Origin of the sequence: Rhodococcus daqingensis, from assembly GCF_042665615.1 — a bacterium.
Lineage (GTDB): Bacteria > Actinomycetota > Actinomycetes > Mycobacteriales > Mycobacteriaceae > Rhodococcus_G > Rhodococcus_G daqingensis.
In genome coordinates this window covers 1-16,581 of record NZ_JBHTCS010000017.1, presented here as the reverse complement: position 1 = coordinate 16,581, position 16,581 = coordinate 1, and the positions used below count along the sequence as shown (strand labels likewise).

General features: G+C 68.1%; 15 protein-coding genes. 9 read left to right on the top strand and 6 right to left on the bottom strand.

Annotation, left to right across the window (positions count from 1 at the left end; translation table 11 throughout):
* The first annotated feature begins 55 nt into the window (after window positions 1-55).
* Window positions 56-799, top strand: coding sequence for a FadR/GntR family transcriptional regulator (locus tag ACFQS9_RS14170; protein ID WP_378406499.1), 744 nt, complete (start codon window positions 56-58; stop codon window positions 797-799).
* Window positions 800-856: 57 nt separating this feature from the next.
* On the opposite strand, the gene ACFQS9_RS14165 is transcribed toward ACFQS9_RS14170, so the two are convergent.
* The 4 genes from ACFQS9_RS14165 to mmsB all read right to left on the bottom strand — a co-directional run bounded on the left by ACFQS9_RS14165 (window position 857) and on the right by mmsB (window position 5,799).
* Window positions 857-1,900: a DUF6777 domain-containing protein gene (locus ACFQS9_RS14165; RefSeq protein ID WP_378405690.1), complete on the bottom strand. Its 1,044-nt coding sequence runs from the start codon at window positions 1,898-1,900 to the stop codon at window positions 857-859.
* 118 nt (window positions 1,901-2,018) lie between these two features.
* On the bottom strand, window positions 2,019-3,497 hold the full coding sequence (mmsA, locus tag ACFQS9_RS14160; RefSeq protein WP_378405688.1) for a CoA-acylating methylmalonate-semialdehyde dehydrogenase: 1,479 nt from the start codon (window positions 3,495-3,497) through the stop codon (window positions 2,019-2,021).
* A gap of 32 nt (window positions 3,498-3,529) precedes the next feature.
* Window positions 3,530-4,900: an MFS transporter gene (locus ACFQS9_RS14155; protein ID WP_378405686.1), complete on the bottom strand. Its 1,371-nt coding sequence runs from the start codon at window positions 4,898-4,900 to the stop codon at window positions 3,530-3,532.
* Window positions 4,897-5,799, bottom strand: coding sequence for a 3-hydroxyisobutyrate dehydrogenase (mmsB, locus tag ACFQS9_RS14150; RefSeq protein WP_378405684.1), 903 nt, complete (start codon window positions 5,797-5,799; stop codon window positions 4,897-4,899). Before mmsB ends, ACFQS9_RS14155 begins: the two co-directional genes overlap by 4 nt.
* Window positions 5,800-5,947: 148 nt before the next feature.
* On the opposite strand from mmsB, the gene ACFQS9_RS14145 reads away from it, so the two are divergent.
* A complete protein-coding gene (locus ACFQS9_RS14145; RefSeq protein WP_378405682.1) occupies window positions 5,948-6,844 on the top strand; it encodes a LysR family transcriptional regulator in 897 nt (298 codons plus the stop codon).
* Window positions 6,845-6,868: 24 nt separating this feature from the next.
* Here the strand turns inward: ACFQS9_RS14145 and ACFQS9_RS14140 are convergent, their stop codons facing one another.
* Entirely contained in the window at window positions 6,869-8,341 is a 1,473-nt protein-coding gene (locus tag ACFQS9_RS14140) for an MFS transporter (RefSeq protein WP_378405680.1), read from the bottom strand.
* Window positions 8,342-8,458: 117 nt separating this feature from the next.
* Here ACFQS9_RS14140 and ACFQS9_RS14135 point away from each other — a divergent pair, with 117 nt between their 5' ends.
* Window positions 8,459-8,923, top strand: a complete 465-nt coding sequence (locus ACFQS9_RS14135; protein WP_378405678.1) for a MarR family winged helix-turn-helix transcriptional regulator — start codon at window positions 8,459-8,461, stop codon at window positions 8,921-8,923.
* 27 nt (window positions 8,924-8,950) lie between these two features.
* Window positions 8,951-9,865, top strand: coding sequence for an SDR family oxidoreductase (locus ACFQS9_RS14130; protein ID WP_378405677.1), 915 nt, complete (start codon window positions 8,951-8,953; stop codon window positions 9,863-9,865).
* Here ACFQS9_RS14130 and ACFQS9_RS14125 read toward each other — a convergent pair.
* A complete protein-coding gene (locus tag ACFQS9_RS14125; protein ID WP_378405675.1) occupies window positions 9,862-10,767 on the bottom strand; it encodes a TetR-type transcription factor C-terminal domain-containing protein in 906 nt (301 codons plus the stop codon). The genes ACFQS9_RS14130 and ACFQS9_RS14125 overlap by 4 nt on opposite strands.
* A 144-nt stretch (window positions 10,768-10,911) precedes the next feature.
* On the opposite strand from ACFQS9_RS14125, the gene ACFQS9_RS14120 reads away from it, so the two are divergent.
* The 5 genes from ACFQS9_RS14120 to ACFQS9_RS14100 form a co-directional block, all read left to right on the top strand.
* On the top strand, window positions 10,912-12,120 hold the full coding sequence (locus ACFQS9_RS14120) for an acyl-CoA dehydrogenase family protein (protein WP_378405673.1): 1,209 nt from the start codon (window positions 10,912-10,914) through the stop codon (window positions 12,118-12,120).
* A gap of 11 nt (window positions 12,121-12,131) precedes the next feature.
* Window positions 12,132-13,139 (top strand): phosphotransferase family protein, encoded by a 1,008-nt coding sequence (locus tag ACFQS9_RS14115; RefSeq protein WP_378406498.1) that lies wholly within the window; start codon window positions 12,132-12,134, stop codon window positions 13,137-13,139.
* Window positions 13,136-13,885, top strand: a complete 750-nt coding sequence (locus ACFQS9_RS14110) for an SDR family NAD(P)-dependent oxidoreductase (RefSeq protein WP_378405671.1) — start codon at window positions 13,136-13,138, stop codon at window positions 13,883-13,885. Before ACFQS9_RS14115 ends, ACFQS9_RS14110 begins: the two co-directional genes overlap by 4 nt.
* Window positions 13,886-13,924: 39 nt before the next feature.
* Window positions 13,925-14,350 carry a PPOX class F420-dependent oxidoreductase gene (locus ACFQS9_RS14105; protein WP_378405669.1) on the top strand — a complete coding sequence of 142 codons (426 nt, stop codon included), beginning with the start codon at window positions 13,925-13,927 and terminating at the stop codon, window positions 14,348-14,350.
* A gap of 663 nt (window positions 14,351-15,013) precedes the next feature.
* On the top strand, window positions 15,014-16,581 hold a 1,568-nt coding region (locus tag ACFQS9_RS14100; RefSeq protein WP_378405667.1), incomplete at its 3' end, for a condensation domain-containing protein.

Genomic DNA, 16,581 nt, shown 5'->3' with positions numbered 1-16,581 from the left:
CTGGTCAGCGCGGGGCGTGACCCAAAAGGAGCGAGGGGTGAGAGTGACGTCCGGAATGAAGTCGACGGTGGTCCGGGTGCCGAAGGCCGGTGAGTTGGTCGCCGCCAATCTGCGGCGGCGGATCATCATCGGGGAACTCGAAGTCGGCGACCCGCTGCCCAACGAGGCCGTGCTCATGGAGCAGTTCGGGGTGTCGCGGCCGACGTTGCGCGAGGCATTCCGAATTCTCGAATCCGAGTCGATCATCACGGTCCTGCGCGGCGCGCACGGTGGCGCCCGGGTGCTCGCGCCCGACGCATCGGTGGCCGCGCGGTACACCGGCCTGTTGCTCCAGTACCAGGGCACGCCGCTGGTCGACGTGTACCGGGCGCGGGCGTCGCTGGAGGTGTCCGCGGTGGGCATGCTCGCCGACGGCAATCACGGCGATGCGCTCGTCACGTTCGCGGAACTGATCGAGGCGGGCGCCGACCTCGTGGAGGACTCGGCGGGGTTCGCGCGCCACGACGTCGATGTGCACCAGGCGCTCATCGACCTCGCCGGGAACCAGACGCTGGCCGTGCTCGGCGGCATGCTGGTGCACATCATCGACGCGCACAACGCCCTGTTCATCGCCGCGCACGGCGGCGGCAACGAGCGGCCCGCCGCTCTCGCCGCCCACCGTGCCTATCTCAAGCTGCTCGGGCTCCTGCGTCAGGGCGACGCCGCCGCAGCTCAGGAATTCTGGCGCAAGCACCTCGACGCGATCGAGAAGTACATGATCGGCGACACCGAGACCACCCTCGTCGAGGTGTTGTCCTAGCACCGAAGGCCCGCGGTCATCCGGTATCCGGTCCGTGGGAATCGGGACCGCCGGGCATCAGGGGATCGGGATCACCAGCGGCGGCAGGCCCGGTATCTGTACCTGGATCTGCGGCGGTGGTGGCGGCGGGGCCACCGGAACGGGTGCGGGTGGTGGCGGCGGTTCGGGCGCCGGGGGCGGTTCCGGTGGTGGCGGCGGCTCGGGCGCCTGGCGTTGGACGGGAGGCGGTGCCACCGCGAGCGGCTCGAGTTGCGGCGCCGGCACCGGAGGCGGGGGCGGGGGCGGGGGCATCGGAGGCGGCGCGCCGGGTCGGTCCGCGGGCTGCTGTGGTCCCGCCCCGATCGGGACGGCCACCAGACCACCCGTCATCAGGTCCACGACCGTCACCTGCGCCATCGGCTGCTGTGCGGGTTGCACGACCATCAGTCGATCGGCGTCGAATCCGGACCACGGGTCCTCCGCGGCCGGCTCCGACCCCGGGTAGGGATCGATCAGCGGGCTTCCCCGCGCGCACCGCACCCTCGGTGTCCCGCGGTCGTCGATCAAGACGATGGTCCCGGCCTCGAGCACCGACTGGTAGGACGTGGCGCGGCGTCCGCTGTAACCGTGATTGGTCACTCTCGTGTCCCCGCGCAGGAGCACGGGCGTGAGGGTGCGTACGTAACTTCGCACGTCGTCGACGTCGAGGACCGCCGACCAGGCCGCGACCTTGGTGGGATCGCCCTCGAGGTCGTCGACGAGGCGCTGCCGGTCGCACAGGACGCGGTCGGGGCTCCCGCCGTACAGCCCGACCCGGTCCCCTGGGACGTGGAGGCTCGCACCCGCGCGCGGCAGGTCGGCACCGGGCGGACCGGGTGGGACCACGGTGGGGATCTGCGGAGGTAGCAGCCGATCGGTCCAGGGGAGCTGGCCGTCGGCGACGACCCGATCCAGCGCAATGGGCCTGTGCTGCGTTTCCGTGCCGTTCGAACACCCGGCGGCGAACACCGCACACGCGACCACGAGCCAGCAACCCGCCGCGTGCCGTGCACGCGGACCGGTGCTTGCGACAGTGCTTCGTCGGGCAAACCGTGCGGCCGGCCCGGCGATGACGGTGGCCACCCGCACATCGTAAGCACAGTGGCAGGTCATCAGTGCTCTATTGCGGACGTCGACCGACGCGCCGCGGTCGATGTCTCCCCGTGGAGGGGGAGGCATCGACCACGGCGCGGGGCGTACGTCAGTTCGGGCGGAATCCGAAATCGGTGCCCGCGACGCTGTCCCAGCGGGAGGTGACGTACTTCGGCCGGGTGTAGAAGCTCCACGACGCGTTGTTCAGCCCGGTGTCGCCGTACGCGGAATCCTTCCAACCCTGGACGGCGTACGCGGCGACGGGGACCGGGATGGCGACGTTGACGCCGATCATTCCGGCCGACGCGCGGCGCTCGAACTCGTTCGCCGCGGCGCCGTCCCGCGTGAAGATCGAGGCGCCGTTGCCATAGCGGTGGTTCTTGATCAGCTCGAGGCCCTCGTTCAGCGAGTCGACGCGCATCACGACCAAGATGGGACCGAACAGTTCCTCCTGGTAGGCGGCCGAGGCGACCTCGACGTCGGCGAGGACGGTCGGCCCGACGAAGTAGCCGCTCTCGAACCCCGGGACGGCCTCGGCGCTACGGTCCACCACGGCGCGGGCACCGCCCGCGATGGCCTCCTTGACCGCCGCCTGGATACGCTCCTGCGACTGCCGGTTGATCACCGGACCGACCTCGGTGCCATTGGCCTCACCCGCGCCGAGGCGCACCTGCCCGGCTCGGACCTGCAACTTCTCCAGCAGCGGCTCGGCGCTCTCGCCGACCACCACTGCGACCGAGATCGCCATGCAGCGCTGGCCCGCCGCGCCGAAGCAGGCGGAGGTGAGCTGGTCGGCCACCACGTCGAGGTCGGCGTCGGGCATCACGATCATGTGGTTCTTGGCACCGCCGAACGCCTGCACCCGCTTGCCCGCCGCCGCGGCGCGGGAGTACACGATGTGCGCGACCTTGCTGGAGCCGACGAATGCGACGGCCTCGGTGTCCTTGTCGTCGATGAGGTGTTCGACGGTGTCCTGGCGGCCGTGCACGACATTCAGCACGCCGTCGGGGAGCCCCGCCTCGGTGAACAGCTCGGCGATCCGGACGCAGACGCCGGGGTCCTGCTCACTGGGCTTCCAGATGAAGGTGTTTCCCGAGGCCAGCGCGACCGAGACCATCATCATGCCCATCATCGCGGGGAAGTTGAAGGGGGTGATGCCGACGCACACGCCGAGTGGGTGCAGGACCGACTTGGTGTCGATGTTCGGCCCGGTCTGCAGGGAGGTGCCGCCGCGCACGAGTGCCGGTCCGCCACAGGCCAGTTCGATCGAATCCGCGGCGCGAGAGATCTCTCCCGCTGCATCGTCGAGGGTCTTGCCGTGCTCGGCGGTGATCAGCGCGGCCAGGTCGGTGCGGTTCTCCAGCAACAGGTCACGGAATCGGAAGAGCACCTGCGCGCGCCGCGACAGCGGGGTCTGCGACCATCCGTCGAACGCGGCGACGCCAGCGGCGATCGCGGCGGCAACGGTGGCGCTGTCGGCCATCGGCACGGTCGCGATCGGCTGGTCGGTGGCGGGGTTGGTCACGTCGATGGTGTCGGAGCCGCCCGCGACGGGGGAGCCGTTGATCCAATGGGGAATGGTGCGCATGAGAATTACCTTTCGAAATGTGTTGTGGGGAATCAGAGGGAGGTGCCGAAGCGGGCGCGGTGTTCGTCGTCCAGCACGGTGAGCGAGGAGCCCTTGGTCTCGCGCATGAACAGGACCGCGACGATCGAGATGAGGCCGGCGATCGCGACGTAGACGGCGATCGGAACCCAGCTGCCGTAGGCGCGCAGCAGCATCGTGGAGATGACCGGGGCGAGCGAGCCGGCGAAGATCGCCGTGACCTGGGCGCCCAGCGAGACCCCGATGTAGCGCATGTGGGTCGGGAACATCTCGGCCATCATCGCCGGCTGCGGGGCGTACATGATGGCGTGGATGATCAGCCCGATGGTGATGGCGCACAGGATGAGTGCGTTGGATCCGGAGTCCATCAGCGGGAAGGCGACGAAGCAGTAGCCGGTGGCGAGCATCGCGCCGACCAGGTACACGGGCCGACGGCCGACCTTGTCGGACATCCACCCGAACAGCAGGATCATGCCCGCGTGCACGATGTGCGAGAGCAGCATCAGCGTCAGGATCGTCGAGGTGTCCACCTTCAGGTGCACGCTCAGGTAGGTCAGCGAGAACGTGACCACCATGTAGTAGAGGATGTTCTCGATCACCCGGGCACCCATCGCGGTCAGCACCTCGCGGGGGCGCGCCCGGAAGACGCGTTTGATTGCCTTCCACGTGTTCTCGGCCTGGGGCTGTTCGTGTGAGATCTCCCGGAAGATCGGAGAATCCTCCACCTTGGTGCGAATGAACCAGCCGATCAGCACGATGAACGCGGAGAAGAAGAAGGCCAGGCGCCAGCCCCACGACAGGAACGCCTCCTCGGGCAGCGCGAACGACAGCACGAGCAGGACCACGGTGGCCAGGACGTTGCCGAGCGGGGCCCCGACCTGCGGGAAGCTGGACCAGAATCCGCGGCGGTTGTCGGGGCTCTGCTCTGCGACGAGCAAGACCGCGCCGCCCCATTCGCCGCCGATGGCGATGCCCTGCGCGAAGCGGAGCAGGACGAGGATCGCCGGTGCTGCGTAACCGATCTGGTCGAAGCTGGGGATGGTGCCGATGAGGAAGGTGGAGACGCCGATCATCAGCAGCGAGACCTGGAGCAGCTTCTTGCGGCCGAACTTGTCGCCGTAGTGCCCGAAGAGGATGCCGCCGATCGGGCGGGCGACGAACCCGATGGCGTAGGTGAGCAGGGCGGCGATGACGCCGTCGAGCGGGTTGCCTGTCGACTTGAAGAACACGTCGCCGAAGACGAGCGCGGCGGCCATGCCGTAGAGGAAGAACTCGTACCACTCGGCGACCGTGCCCGCCATGGACGCGGCGACGATCCGGTGGAAGCCGCGCGGCGTCTGCTGCCGGGGCGCGGCCTCGTCCGTGGGGCTCAGCTGCGTGGTCATCGGGCACCACCCGCGCCGACCGTGCCGTCGACCAGCTGGATCAACGCCGAGAAGTCGAGACTGCCGCGGCCCTCGTCGATGAGGCGCTCGAGCCTGCGGGCCACCTCGGCCGTGGCGGTGGCGTCGATGCCGTGCACGGCGGCGGCGTCGAGCGCGAGCCCGAGGTCCTTGCGCATCAGGGTGACAGCGAAACCGCCGGCGAAGTCGCGACTCGACGGCGCGGCGTCGACGGCGCCGGCGACGGGGTAGTAGTTGCGCAGCGCCCAGCTGTCGCCGGTGGACACCCCGGCGATGTCGATCACGGTCTGCGGGTCGATGCCGAGTCGCTGCGCGAGGACCGCGGCCTCACACGTGCTCTGCATGTTCATCGCGAGCATCATGTTGTTCACCATCTTGGCGCTCTGGCCCGCGCCGAGCTCGCCCGCGTGGAACAGCCTCGCGCCCATGGCCTCGAGCAGAGGCCGGGCCGCCTCGAGATCCGCCCGGGCGCCGCCGACCATGAAGGTGAGGGTTCCGTTCTGTGCGCCCGTGGTGCCGCCCGACACGGGGGCGTCGAGGAATCGGCGCCCGGTCGCGGCGACCGCCGAGCCGATGTCGCGGGCGTCGGTGGCACTGATCGTGGAGCAGTCGATGACCAGCGCTTCGGGGTTCGAGATGTCGAGGACGCCGGAATCGAGCAATGCGGCGCGGACATGCTCCCCCTTGGGCAGCATCGTGCACACGACGTCGGCACCGTCGGCCGCAGTCTCCACGGAATCTGCCGTCGGCACGCCCGCCGCCGAAGCGGCGGACCTGGCGCCGGGGGACAGGTCGAAGCCGACGATGTCGTGGCCTGCATCGCGCAGGTGTCCGGCCATCGGCAACCCCATGTTGCCCAGACCTATCCAACAGACCTTCATGCTGGTGCCTTCCGTCTCGAGTGCCCCGGCGAGAAACCTCGGTGGGCCGTGCGGACAAGAGTGAGCTAGGTTACAAATCCAGAAAAGGCCCTTTTCGGCACACAAGCTGTGCAGGTCTGCACAGCTGCGGACGTGATGGGAGCGGACCGTGCGCGCTGACGACCTCGTGGTGCTGCTGGAGATCGCTCGATGCGGCTCACTCGTCGGCGCCGCGTCGGCCCTCGGGCTCAACCACGCGACGGTCTCGCGCCGGATGTCGGCGCTCGAAGCCGAGCTGCACGCTCCCGTCATCGTCAGAGGTGTTCAGGGGTGTGAGCTGACCGATCTCGGCCACAGCCTGCTCAAGTCGTGCGAGCAGATCGAGTCGGCGCTGACCGAGGTGCGGGATCTGGCCAGCACCACGCCACGGGAACGGGAGCTGTCCGGCCTGGTGCGGATCGCGACGACCGACGCCTTCGGCTCGTACTTCGTTGCACCACTGTTGGCAGAACTGCACAGGATCAACTCGGATCTGCTCGTCGAGATCGTCACGCAGACGCGGCTGAGCGCGTACGGGGTCGGAGCCGACATCGAGATCGGGGTCGGGGAGCCGGTCTTCGGTCGACCGGGGGCGGAGAAGCTCACCGACTACCGGCTGGGGCTGTATGCATCCGAGGAATACCGGGACGAACGGGGGCTGCCGGATTCGCTCGAACAGCTGTCGGGCCACTCGCTGGTCTACTACATCGAAGGACTCCTGCGGGTGGAGGATCTCGATGTCCTGACCCGACTCACCGGCAGCCACCAGGTCAGCTTCGGGTCCACGAGCGTGCAGGCGCAGACGGCCGCGACGCTGGCCGGCGCGGGCATCGGGTTGCTACCCGCATTCGTTGCCGAGCGCGAACCCACCCTGCACCGGGTGCTGCAGTCCGACGTGGCGATCACCCTCGAGTTCACCGCGTGCCTGGCGCCCCGGCGTCTGCGCAGACCGGCGGCCGTGACCGTGATGCAGGCGATCCGCGAGATGGTCGCCGAGCGGCAACACGAACTCATGCCCGAGTGGTGAGTGACGCCGCGAGTGCCGGAGCCGTCAGCGGGCCGGTTCGGGCTCCAACTCGACGGTCGACGCGGAGCCGACGACGGCCGCCGGAACCCGTCGCGGGATGAAGGCCGCGATGAGCAGCGCCAGCAGTGCGGCCGCGGCGCCGATCAGGAACGTCGCCACGAACGCCCGGTGTGTCGGCACCACGGTCGGTCCGAACGGCATCGTCATGTTCGCCAGCACGACGGTCATCACGGCACTCGCGAACGAGGTGCCGACCATGCGCATCAGCGAGTTCAGGCCGTTCGCCGCCGCCGTCTCGTGCAGCGGGACCGAGCGCATGATCAGCGCGGGCATGGCCGCGTACGAGATACCGATTCCCGCGCCGATGATGGTCGAGACGAGCGCGATCTGCCAGACCTCGTTCATCAGCGCGGCCCCGATCAGGTAGCCGCCCGCGATGACGACGGTGCCGACCATCAGCGTGGTCCGCGGGCCGTACCGGTTGGTGATGCGGGCGGAGACCGGGGAGAGCAGCATCATCACGATTCCGGCGGGCGCCATGCACAACCCGGCCATGACCATCGACTGGCCGAGTCCGTATCCAGTCTCCGGAGGTGACTGCAGCAATTGCGGAACCGTCAACGACGTTGCGTACATTGCGAATCCGGTCATGATCGACGCGATGTTGGTCAGCAGGATCGGGCGGGAGGCGGACACGCGGAGGTTGACGAGGGGTTCTGCGATACGCAGCTCGGCGGCACCCCATGCCAGGAACACGATCAGCGCCACACCGAGCAGGCCGAGGGTGGTGGTGCTGGTCCAGCCCCACTCGCCGCCCTTCGTGATCGCCAGCAGGAGCGAGACGAGCCCGGCCGCGAGTCCCGCAGCGCCGACGTAGTCGAACCGTCCCGGATTGCGGACGGGCGATTCGGGGACCAGGACCGCGACCGCGACCGCGACGAGTGTGCCCAGCGCGGCGGAGGCCCAGAACAGTATGTGCCAGTTGAAGTTCTGTGCGGTCGCGGCGGCCAGGGGCATGCCGATCGCGCCGCCGACACCCATCGTGGAGCTCATCACCGAGATCGCGCCGCCGACCTTCTGCGCGGGTAGTTCATCGCGCAGGATGCTGATGCCGAGCGGGATCGCGCCGGTGGCCGCGCCCTGCAGGATGCGCCCGATGATCACCAGCGGAACCGTCTCGCTCAGGGCGCACACCACCGATCCGGCGACCAGGAAAGCCATGCTGATGAGGATCATCCGCCGCTTGCCGAACATGTCGCCGAGGCGGCCGGCCACCGGCGTGACGACCGCAGCGGCCAACAGGGTGGACGTGATGACCCACGAAGCGGTGGAGGCCGAGGTGTTCAGCAGTTCGGGCAGCACGTGGATCAGTGGGACGACCAGCGTCTGCATGAGCGAGACCACGATGCCGGAGAACGCCAGCGTGGCGAGGATCCGGGTGTGGGAACGGGTGCGCCGTGCCGTGCTGGTGGCCGCATTGGTCACGACGGACCTCATCTCTATGTGTTCTATTCGTTGATCGAGTTCGAAGAAGGCAACGAATGTGTACGGTACACATGGTATGTATCGTGCACAACAGGCGGGAGTATGCGGCGTGATGCGAGGATGACCGCGATGGAATCCGAGGAGATCGACCCGGGGCGTGGGCTGGAGCGTGAGATCACCCTCATGGCCCGCCACACGACGCTGGTGACCAAGCGCTGGCTGGAGCAGCAGGCGCTCGACCGATCCGCGTACCTGCTGCTGTACCGGCTCGAGATCAGCGAGCCGATGACGCTGAAGGAACTCGCTGATTCGTTCGGCCTCGACGTCTCCACCGTCAATCGCCAGACCGCCGCGCTCGTCCGCCAGGGGCTGGCCGAGCGGATTCCCGACCCGCTCGGCGGCACGGCCCGCAGGCTCCGGCCGACGGACGCGGGACTTCGCGCATTGCGCTCGGACCGGGAACGCAACGTCGAGGGCATCAACTCTCTCGTCGCGGATTGGGACGAGAGGGATCGGCGGGATCTGGTTACCTTGTTGCGGCGGCTGAACGAACAGATCGAGGAACGACAGGGCCTCAGCTGGCCGCGGGACTGACCGACAAGCTGCGAGGGAGTTGCACGGATGGGCATCAACGAGGGACGCGTCGTGATCGTGACCGGCGCCGCGGGTGGCATCGGACGCGAGCATGCGCTCGAGTTCGCTCGGCAGGGAGCCAAGGTGGTCGTCAACGACCTCGGGCCCGCCGAGGCGGTCGTCGAGGAGATCAAGGCTCTCGGCGGTGAGGCCGTCGCGAACAAGGACGACATCTCGGACTTCGACGGTGCGGGCCGATTGGTGCGCACCGCGATCGACACCTTCGGCACGCTCAACGTGCTCGTCAACAACGCGGGGATCCTGCGCGACAAGATGTTCGTGAACATGACCGTCGACCAGTGGGACGACATCATGCGGGTGCACCTGCGAGGGACGTTCGCACCCTCGCAGCACGCCGCCGCCTACTGGCGCGAGCAGCACAAGGCGGGCACCCCGGTCGCGCACCCGCGCATCATCAACACCTCCTCGCCGTCGGGGCTGTACGGCAACATCGGCCAGGCGAACTACGGCGCGGCAAAGGCGGGCATCGCGGCCTTCACCGTGATCCTCGCCGACGAGCTCGCCCGGCTGGGCGTCACCGTCAACGCGATCGCGCCCACGGCCCTCACCCAGATGACCGCCGGGCTAGAGGGATTCGTCGCGGCGATGGAGGCCGAGAAGGAGCGCACCGGCTTCGATGCCGCCGCCCCCGCCAACATCTCGCCCACCGTGGTCTGGCTCGGGTCGCCGGAATCCGACGGCATCACCGGCCGGGTCTTCAACGTGCACGGCGGCTCGATCAGCGTCGCGGAGACCTGGGTGGCCGGACCCGGGGTGTCGAAGAACGCCCGCTGGGATCCGGCGGAGCTCGGCGAGGTCATCCCCGCCCTGGTCGCCGAGGCGCGGCCCAACTCGGACATGGCCGGCCAGCCGCGCAACGAGCATTCACGGCAGGGTCTCTAACCCTCCCCGTGGTCTCGCCCGAGCAGGTCGAGTGCGAAGCCCGCGTACTCCGCGGCGATCTGCTCGGGCGAGGACGGCCCGTCGATCCGGAACCACTGGGGCAGTGAGGTGCACATCGTCGAGATGGCCCGTCCGGCGTCCCGCGCGTATCGGGTCGTGAGGCTCCCCTCCGCGATCGCGGCATCGATCTCGGCGTCGAGAAGATACTGGATCTGATTGCGGGAGTCCGTGATCCGCGCGCGGTTCGCCGGTTCGAGGCTGCGCATCTCGCTGGCCCCGATGAACGCGAGTTCCCGGCGGTGCGTGTGATACAGCGCGAGTGCCTCGACTATGAGGCCGACGCGTTCGATTCCGTGGGCACCCTCGTCCCTGGCCGCGCGCACCCGCCAGTGCAGCTCGTCCATCGTGAGATCGAGCGCCCGCACCAGTAGCTCCTGTTTGTCCCGGTAGTGGTGGTAGACGCCGGGCACGCTCATGCCGGCCCGTGCCGCGATCGACCGCATCGTCGCGCCGTGATATCCGGTCTCGACGAACGAGTCGATCGCCGCTCCGAGCACCGGATCGATGTTCAGTGCGGGAAACACGCGCCAGTCGCCCGTCGAGTGTGCAGCTGTCGTCGCCGTTCCTGGGGATTCGCGCCGGGACGTGCGCACTCGGCGGTCCGCGGCGGAGGTTCCTCGGGCGGAGGTGGGGCCGGGCTCGCCCATCAGCTGTGCGGTGGTGGTGCCGAGCGCCTCGGCCACGGCATGGAGCCGGCCGACCGAGATGCCGGTCTTGCCGTTCTCGATGGCGCTCACGGTGGCCGGACTGACCTCGAGCAGTCGCGCGAGCTCGCGCAACGTCAGGCCCGCCGACCGGCGGGCCCGCCTGATCGCCGCGGGCAGGGATTCCGGTGTGGTCAACTCACTCCATTCGGTTCAGTAATTCTGAACATGCTAGCAGGACTCATCAGTCGAACTCCGTTGACAGACAGTTGGGCCTGTGCAATTGTGCAGTGGCCACCAGCCGAGCGATCGCTCGGCCACGTGTTCGCAGGAGGAGCGAGTGTGTCGATCGATCTGACCTATTCCGCCGACGTGCAGGCTCTGATCGAGCGCACCAGGGCCTTCACCCGCGACGTCATCCTCCCCATCGAGGACGAGCACGCGGGCGACATCACGGCCGCGGGTGGTGACGCGCTGCGGATCGGCATGCAGCGGGCCGCCAAGGATGCCGGTGTGTTCGCCCCCCATGCCCCGATCGAGTTCGGTGGGCACGGGCTGAACATGTCGGATCGTGCGCCGGTGTTCGAGGAGGCCGGCTACTCGTTGTTCGGCCCCACCGCGCTGAACATCGCGGCGCCCGATGAGGGCAACGTCCACATGCTGGCGCACATCGCCAACCCGGAGCAGAAGCAGCGGTTCCTCGCACCGCTGGCGCACGGGGACGTCCGGTCGGCCTTCGCGATGACGGAGCCGGCACCCGGGGCCGGGTCGGACCCGTCGGCGCTCACCACCCGAGCGGTCCGCGCGGACGGCGGCTGGCGGATCAACGGGCACAAGTGGTTCATCACGGGCGCCGACGGCGCCGGCTTCTTCATCATCATGGCGCGCACCTCGGGGGAACCCGGTCAGCGCGGCGGGGCCACGATGTTCCTGGCGCCTGCCGACAGTCCCGGGATCCGGGTCGGACGGCACATCGACACGCTGGACCGCGCGATGATCGGCGGACACTGTGAGGTCTTCTTCGAGGATCTCCTCGTGGCCGACGACGCGGTGCTCGGCGAGGTCGACCGCGGATTCGAGTACGCCCAGGTGCGGCTCGGCCCGGCCCGGATGACGCACGTCATGCGGTGGCTGGGCGCCGCGCGCCGGGGGCATGACGTCGCGGTCGCCCGGGTGGCGCAGCGGGAGGGTTTCGGATCCAGGCTGGGAGACCTCGGCATGATCCAGAAGATGGTGGCGGACAACGAGATCGATATCGCGGCAACCCGAGCGCTACTGGTGCGGGCGTGCTGGGAACTCGACCGCGGCGAGTCGGCATCGAACGCGACGTCGATCGCGAAGACCTACGCGGCCGAGGCCATCTTCCGGATCGTGGACCGCAGCATGCAGATGTGTGGCGGCATGGGAGTGTCCGGCGACCTGCCGCTGGCCCGGCTCTCGCGTGAGGTCCGACCGTTCCGGGTCTACGACGGTCCCTCCGAGGTGCACCGCTGGGCCATCGCCAAGCGCGTCGTCGGGTCGGCCAAGCGAGAGATGAGGGACGCACGGTGAGCCTTCCCGGAATGGACATCGCTGCGCTGCAGAAGTTCCTGAACGACAATGGGATCGAGCTGTCCGGCGAACTGCAGGTCGAGCTGATCAGCGGGGGCCGATCCAACCTGACCTTCAAGGCCTGGGACGACCGGTCGTCGTGGGTGGTCCGCAGACCCCCGACCAGTGGGTTGACCCCGTCCGCGCACGACATGGCTCGCGAGTACGCCGTGACCTCGGCGCTGCAGGGCACGGCGGTACCGGTGGCTCGGACCGTCGCCTTCGATGCGGACGGTTCGACGCTGGGGGCGCCGATGACCGTGGTCGAGTTCGTCGAGGGCACGGTGATCCGGGACCAGTCCGATCTCGCGGCGCTGTCCGACGATCAGGTCGACGCGAGCGTGGGCGCGCTGGTGCGGGTGTTGGCCGACCTGCACGCGGTGGACCATCGCGCGGTCGGCCTCGGCGACTTCGGGCGGCCGGACGGTTTCGTCGCCCGGCAGGTGAAGCTGTGGGCCGGGCAATGGGAGCGCGTCAAGACGAGGGAACTGCCCGACGTGGCGGTCCTACATGCTGCGCTGGCCGATGCCATGCCCGCGACCTCGGCAGCCTCGATCGTGCACGGAGACTTCAGGATCGACAACACGATCCTGGATTCGCGTGACCCCGGGCAGGTCCGGGCGGTGGTGGATTGGGAGATGTCGACACTGGGTGATCCCCTGACCGACGTCGCCCTGATGTGTGTCTACCGAGATCCGGTCTTCGACCTGGTGCTCGGGTCGCAGGCGGCCTGGACCAGCGATCGGCTGCCGTCGGCGGATGCGCTGGCGCAGAGCTACGCCGTCGCGTCGGGCCGCGACCTCGGCGACTGGAGTTTCTACCTCGCACTCGCCAACTTCAAGTTGGGCGTGATCGGTGAGGGGATCACCCATCGCGCGCTGCAGGGTTCGGACTCCGGCGCCGGCGCGGTGCGGGCCGCCGAGGCGACACCCGAGTTCATCGCGGCGGGGCTGCGGGCACTGAAGGGAGCGACGTTGTGAGCGGCGGAGGGAACCGGACCGCGCTGATCACCGGTGCGTCGCGGGGAATCGGGCTCGGCATCGCGAATCGTCTTGCCCAGCTCGGGTACTCGCTGACGATCACCGCTCGGGATGCGGAGCGGCTGGGCGTCGTCGAACGTGACCTCAGGGCGGCGGGGGCGGCCGAGGTCGTGTCGATCGCCGGCGACATGGCCGACGAGGCCGACATCGCGGAGGTCACCTCCGTCCACGCGGAGCGGTTCGGTGCGATGACCGCGCTGATCATCAACGCCGGCGTCGGAACCGCCGGTGCGATCGGGGATTTCCCGCTGCGCCGATTCGACAAGACCCTGGCGGTGAACCTCCGCGCGCCCTTCCAGCTGATCCAGCAGTCGCTACCGATGCTGCGGGCGGGTGCAGCCACGGACCCCGGACGCGGTGCCAAGATCGTCGCGCTCGCATCCATCACCGGGGTGTACGCAGAGCAGGGCCTCGCGGCCTACGGTGCGACAAAAGCGGCGCTGATCTCGCTGGTTGCCACCCTGAACGCCGAGGAATCCGGCAACGGCGTCTGCGCCACGACCATCTCGCCCGCGTTCGTGAACACCGACATGAGCGCCTGGACCCACGAGCAGGTACCGCCGGGGGCGATGCTCGAGGTCGACGATGTCGTCGAGATGGTGGACGCGCTGCTCCGGCTCTCGTCGCGGGCCGTCGTCCCGAATCTCGTCATGGCCAGGGCGGGCACCGACGGATACCGCGCCTGAGTCTCGCGCGGCCCGCCCCGACCGCGTAACCTCCCGCGGATGACGACTCTGGCCGATCCCGCGGTTCGCGAATTCCTCACCGCGGGTACCCGGACGGGCAAGCTCGGATTCACCGCGTCCGACGGCCGCCCACTGGTTTGTCCGGTGTGGTTCGTCGTCGACGGTGACGATCTGGTGTTCAACACCGGCGCCACCTCCGCCAAGGGGCGCGCGGTGGTGCGCGACGGCCGAGTGGTGATCTGCGTCGACCTCGAACAACCCCCGTATGCCTTCGTTCAGGTGCAGGGGGTGGCGTCCGTGACCGAGGATCCCGAGGAACTGATCCGGATCGCGACGGCGATCGGTGGCCGGTACATGGGGCGGGACCGGGCGCAGGAGTTCGGCCGCCGGAACGGCGTGCCGGGGGAGTTGGTGGTGCGGGTCCGTCCGACCAAGGTGATCGCCGTTCTGGATGTGACGGGATGACCAGATCGTGCGCCAAGGTCACGGTCTGTGACCGAATCACAATCCCGCTGTGACCACCGCACAAGGCGAGTTCCCGGTCGGCGAATAGCTCCTGACCTGGGTCGATGTATCCGTCAGCGTCCCGTGGGTGCGCCGTCGAGGCTCGAGAGAGGCGGCATTCGGGGCGAAGTCTTGGACGCTTGTTAGAAGAAAGTCCAAAAGCGCGTAACCGGTGTTGATTGAGATGTAGATTACATCCTGCGGCGCGGGCAGATCTCGCCGCGATTTCGGGACGTTGTCGCTTTGTGACGGCGTGATTGTTCCTCGGGAGGGCGATCAATGAGCGCAGGGTGGATCCATGTACTCGGTGCGCAGGGGGCTACTTCGGTGACCTTCACGATGAGGTTGAGACCTCGTCGCAGTTCGGCGATTGCGCGGACCGCGGGAAGTTGTGTGACCACATGACAGGTCGCATGACCAGACGTTAGTTCTCTGTGCGCACACTGCGCACCCGTACCCGCTCGCGCTTCTCGGCGATGCGGTTCCTTCCTTGTCGAATCTGACTTGCGTCCTCGTATGTCCTTCGTCTGCCGTTGAAGGCTCATGGGCTCGGACTGACGGACTCAAGTGGTTGTTTGGGACTCCGCGGCGTTCCGGAAAATGAGGTATCAGTTGAAGCCGAACATGCATGACGGAGTCGACAACGAGGGCACGGATCCGCGTCGGGAACAACCCACCATCGAGGTGGGCGCAGTAGCGAGCGGCGGCGGTCCCCTGGGCGGCGCAACGGACACGTCGGACACCTTTCCGCTCTCTCCGGCCCAGCTCGGTATGTGGTACGCCCAGCACGTCGACCCGGACGTTCCGATCAACATCGCGCAGTACGTCGACGTGCACGGTCACCTGGACGCGGCCCTTCTGGAGCGCGCCATGGAGATCGGCTCGCGCGAGATCGAAACGGGCTACCTTCGTCTCACCGAGATCGACGGGCGGCCCTATCAGGTCGTCGACTTCTCGATCGAGGATCACCTGGTCCTGATCGACTTCCGTGGAAGCAACAACCCGGAGCTGGCTGCTCACGAGTGGATGCGGGCCGAGTACAGCAGGCCGATCGACCTGCTCGTGGATCGACTGATCACCGCGGCGGTGCTCCAGATCGAGGACGAGCGGTACCTCTGGTACTCACGGGTCCACCACATCGCCCTGGACGGATTCGGTGCGATGGCCTACATGACGAGGACCGCCGAGCTGTATTCGGCGTTGTTGGAGGGGCGTGAGCTGCCGACGGCGAAGGCCAGCACCCTGCGCAGCATCTATGAGTCAGAGGTCGCCTACCGGGACAGCACCCGTTTCGTGAGCGACAGCGAGTACTGGGCCGAGCGCATCGCAGGAATGGAGGAGGGCACCAGCCTCAGCGGCCGTACCGCGGCGCCCGCCTCGGTGAACGGAGTGGCCAGCGCGGCCCTGTCGGACTCCTCGGCCTTGCATCTCGATAACGCTGTGGCGCAACAGAATTCATCTCCGGCGGCCATGCTGATCGCGGCCTTTGCCGGCTACCTGGCCCAGATGACGGATTCCGAGGAGGTCATCCTCAGCCTGCCCGTCACTGCCCGGACCACTGCGCTCATGCGCCATTCGGGTGGAATGCTCTCCAATGTGGTTCCGCTGCGGCTGCGCGTCGGAGTCGACACCACGGTTGCCGACCTGCTGAAGTCCGTGCAGATCGCGGTCTCGGGTGCGCTACGGCACCAGCGCTACCGACACGAGGACATCCGCCGCGACTCCGCGTCCGGGAACATGCAGCGTGACCTGCTCGGCCCGCTCGTCAACATCATGCTCTTCCACAACGAGGTCACCCTCGGCTCGGTCACCGGTCAGTTCCACATCCTGTCCACCGGCACGGTCGAAGACCTGGCGGTCAACTTCTATCAGAGCGTTGCGGGCACTCGCACTCACATCGACTTCGAGACCAACCCGAACCTGTACACGGACGAGCAGGCCCAGGCGCACCACGCCCGGTTCCTCGCCTTCTTCGATCAGTTCCTCGCCGCGGACCCGACCGAGCGGGTGTGGGATCTGACCGTCACCACCGAGGCCGAGCGGGCGCTCTCGCTGTCGGGGTGGAATGCCACTGAGTGTGTGGTTGCGGATGGCACGTTGGTGTCGTTGTTCGATGCTCGGGTGGCGGTGTCGCCGGGAGCGGTGGCGTTGTCGTTTGAGGGTGAGTTGCTGTCGTATTCGGAGTTCGATGT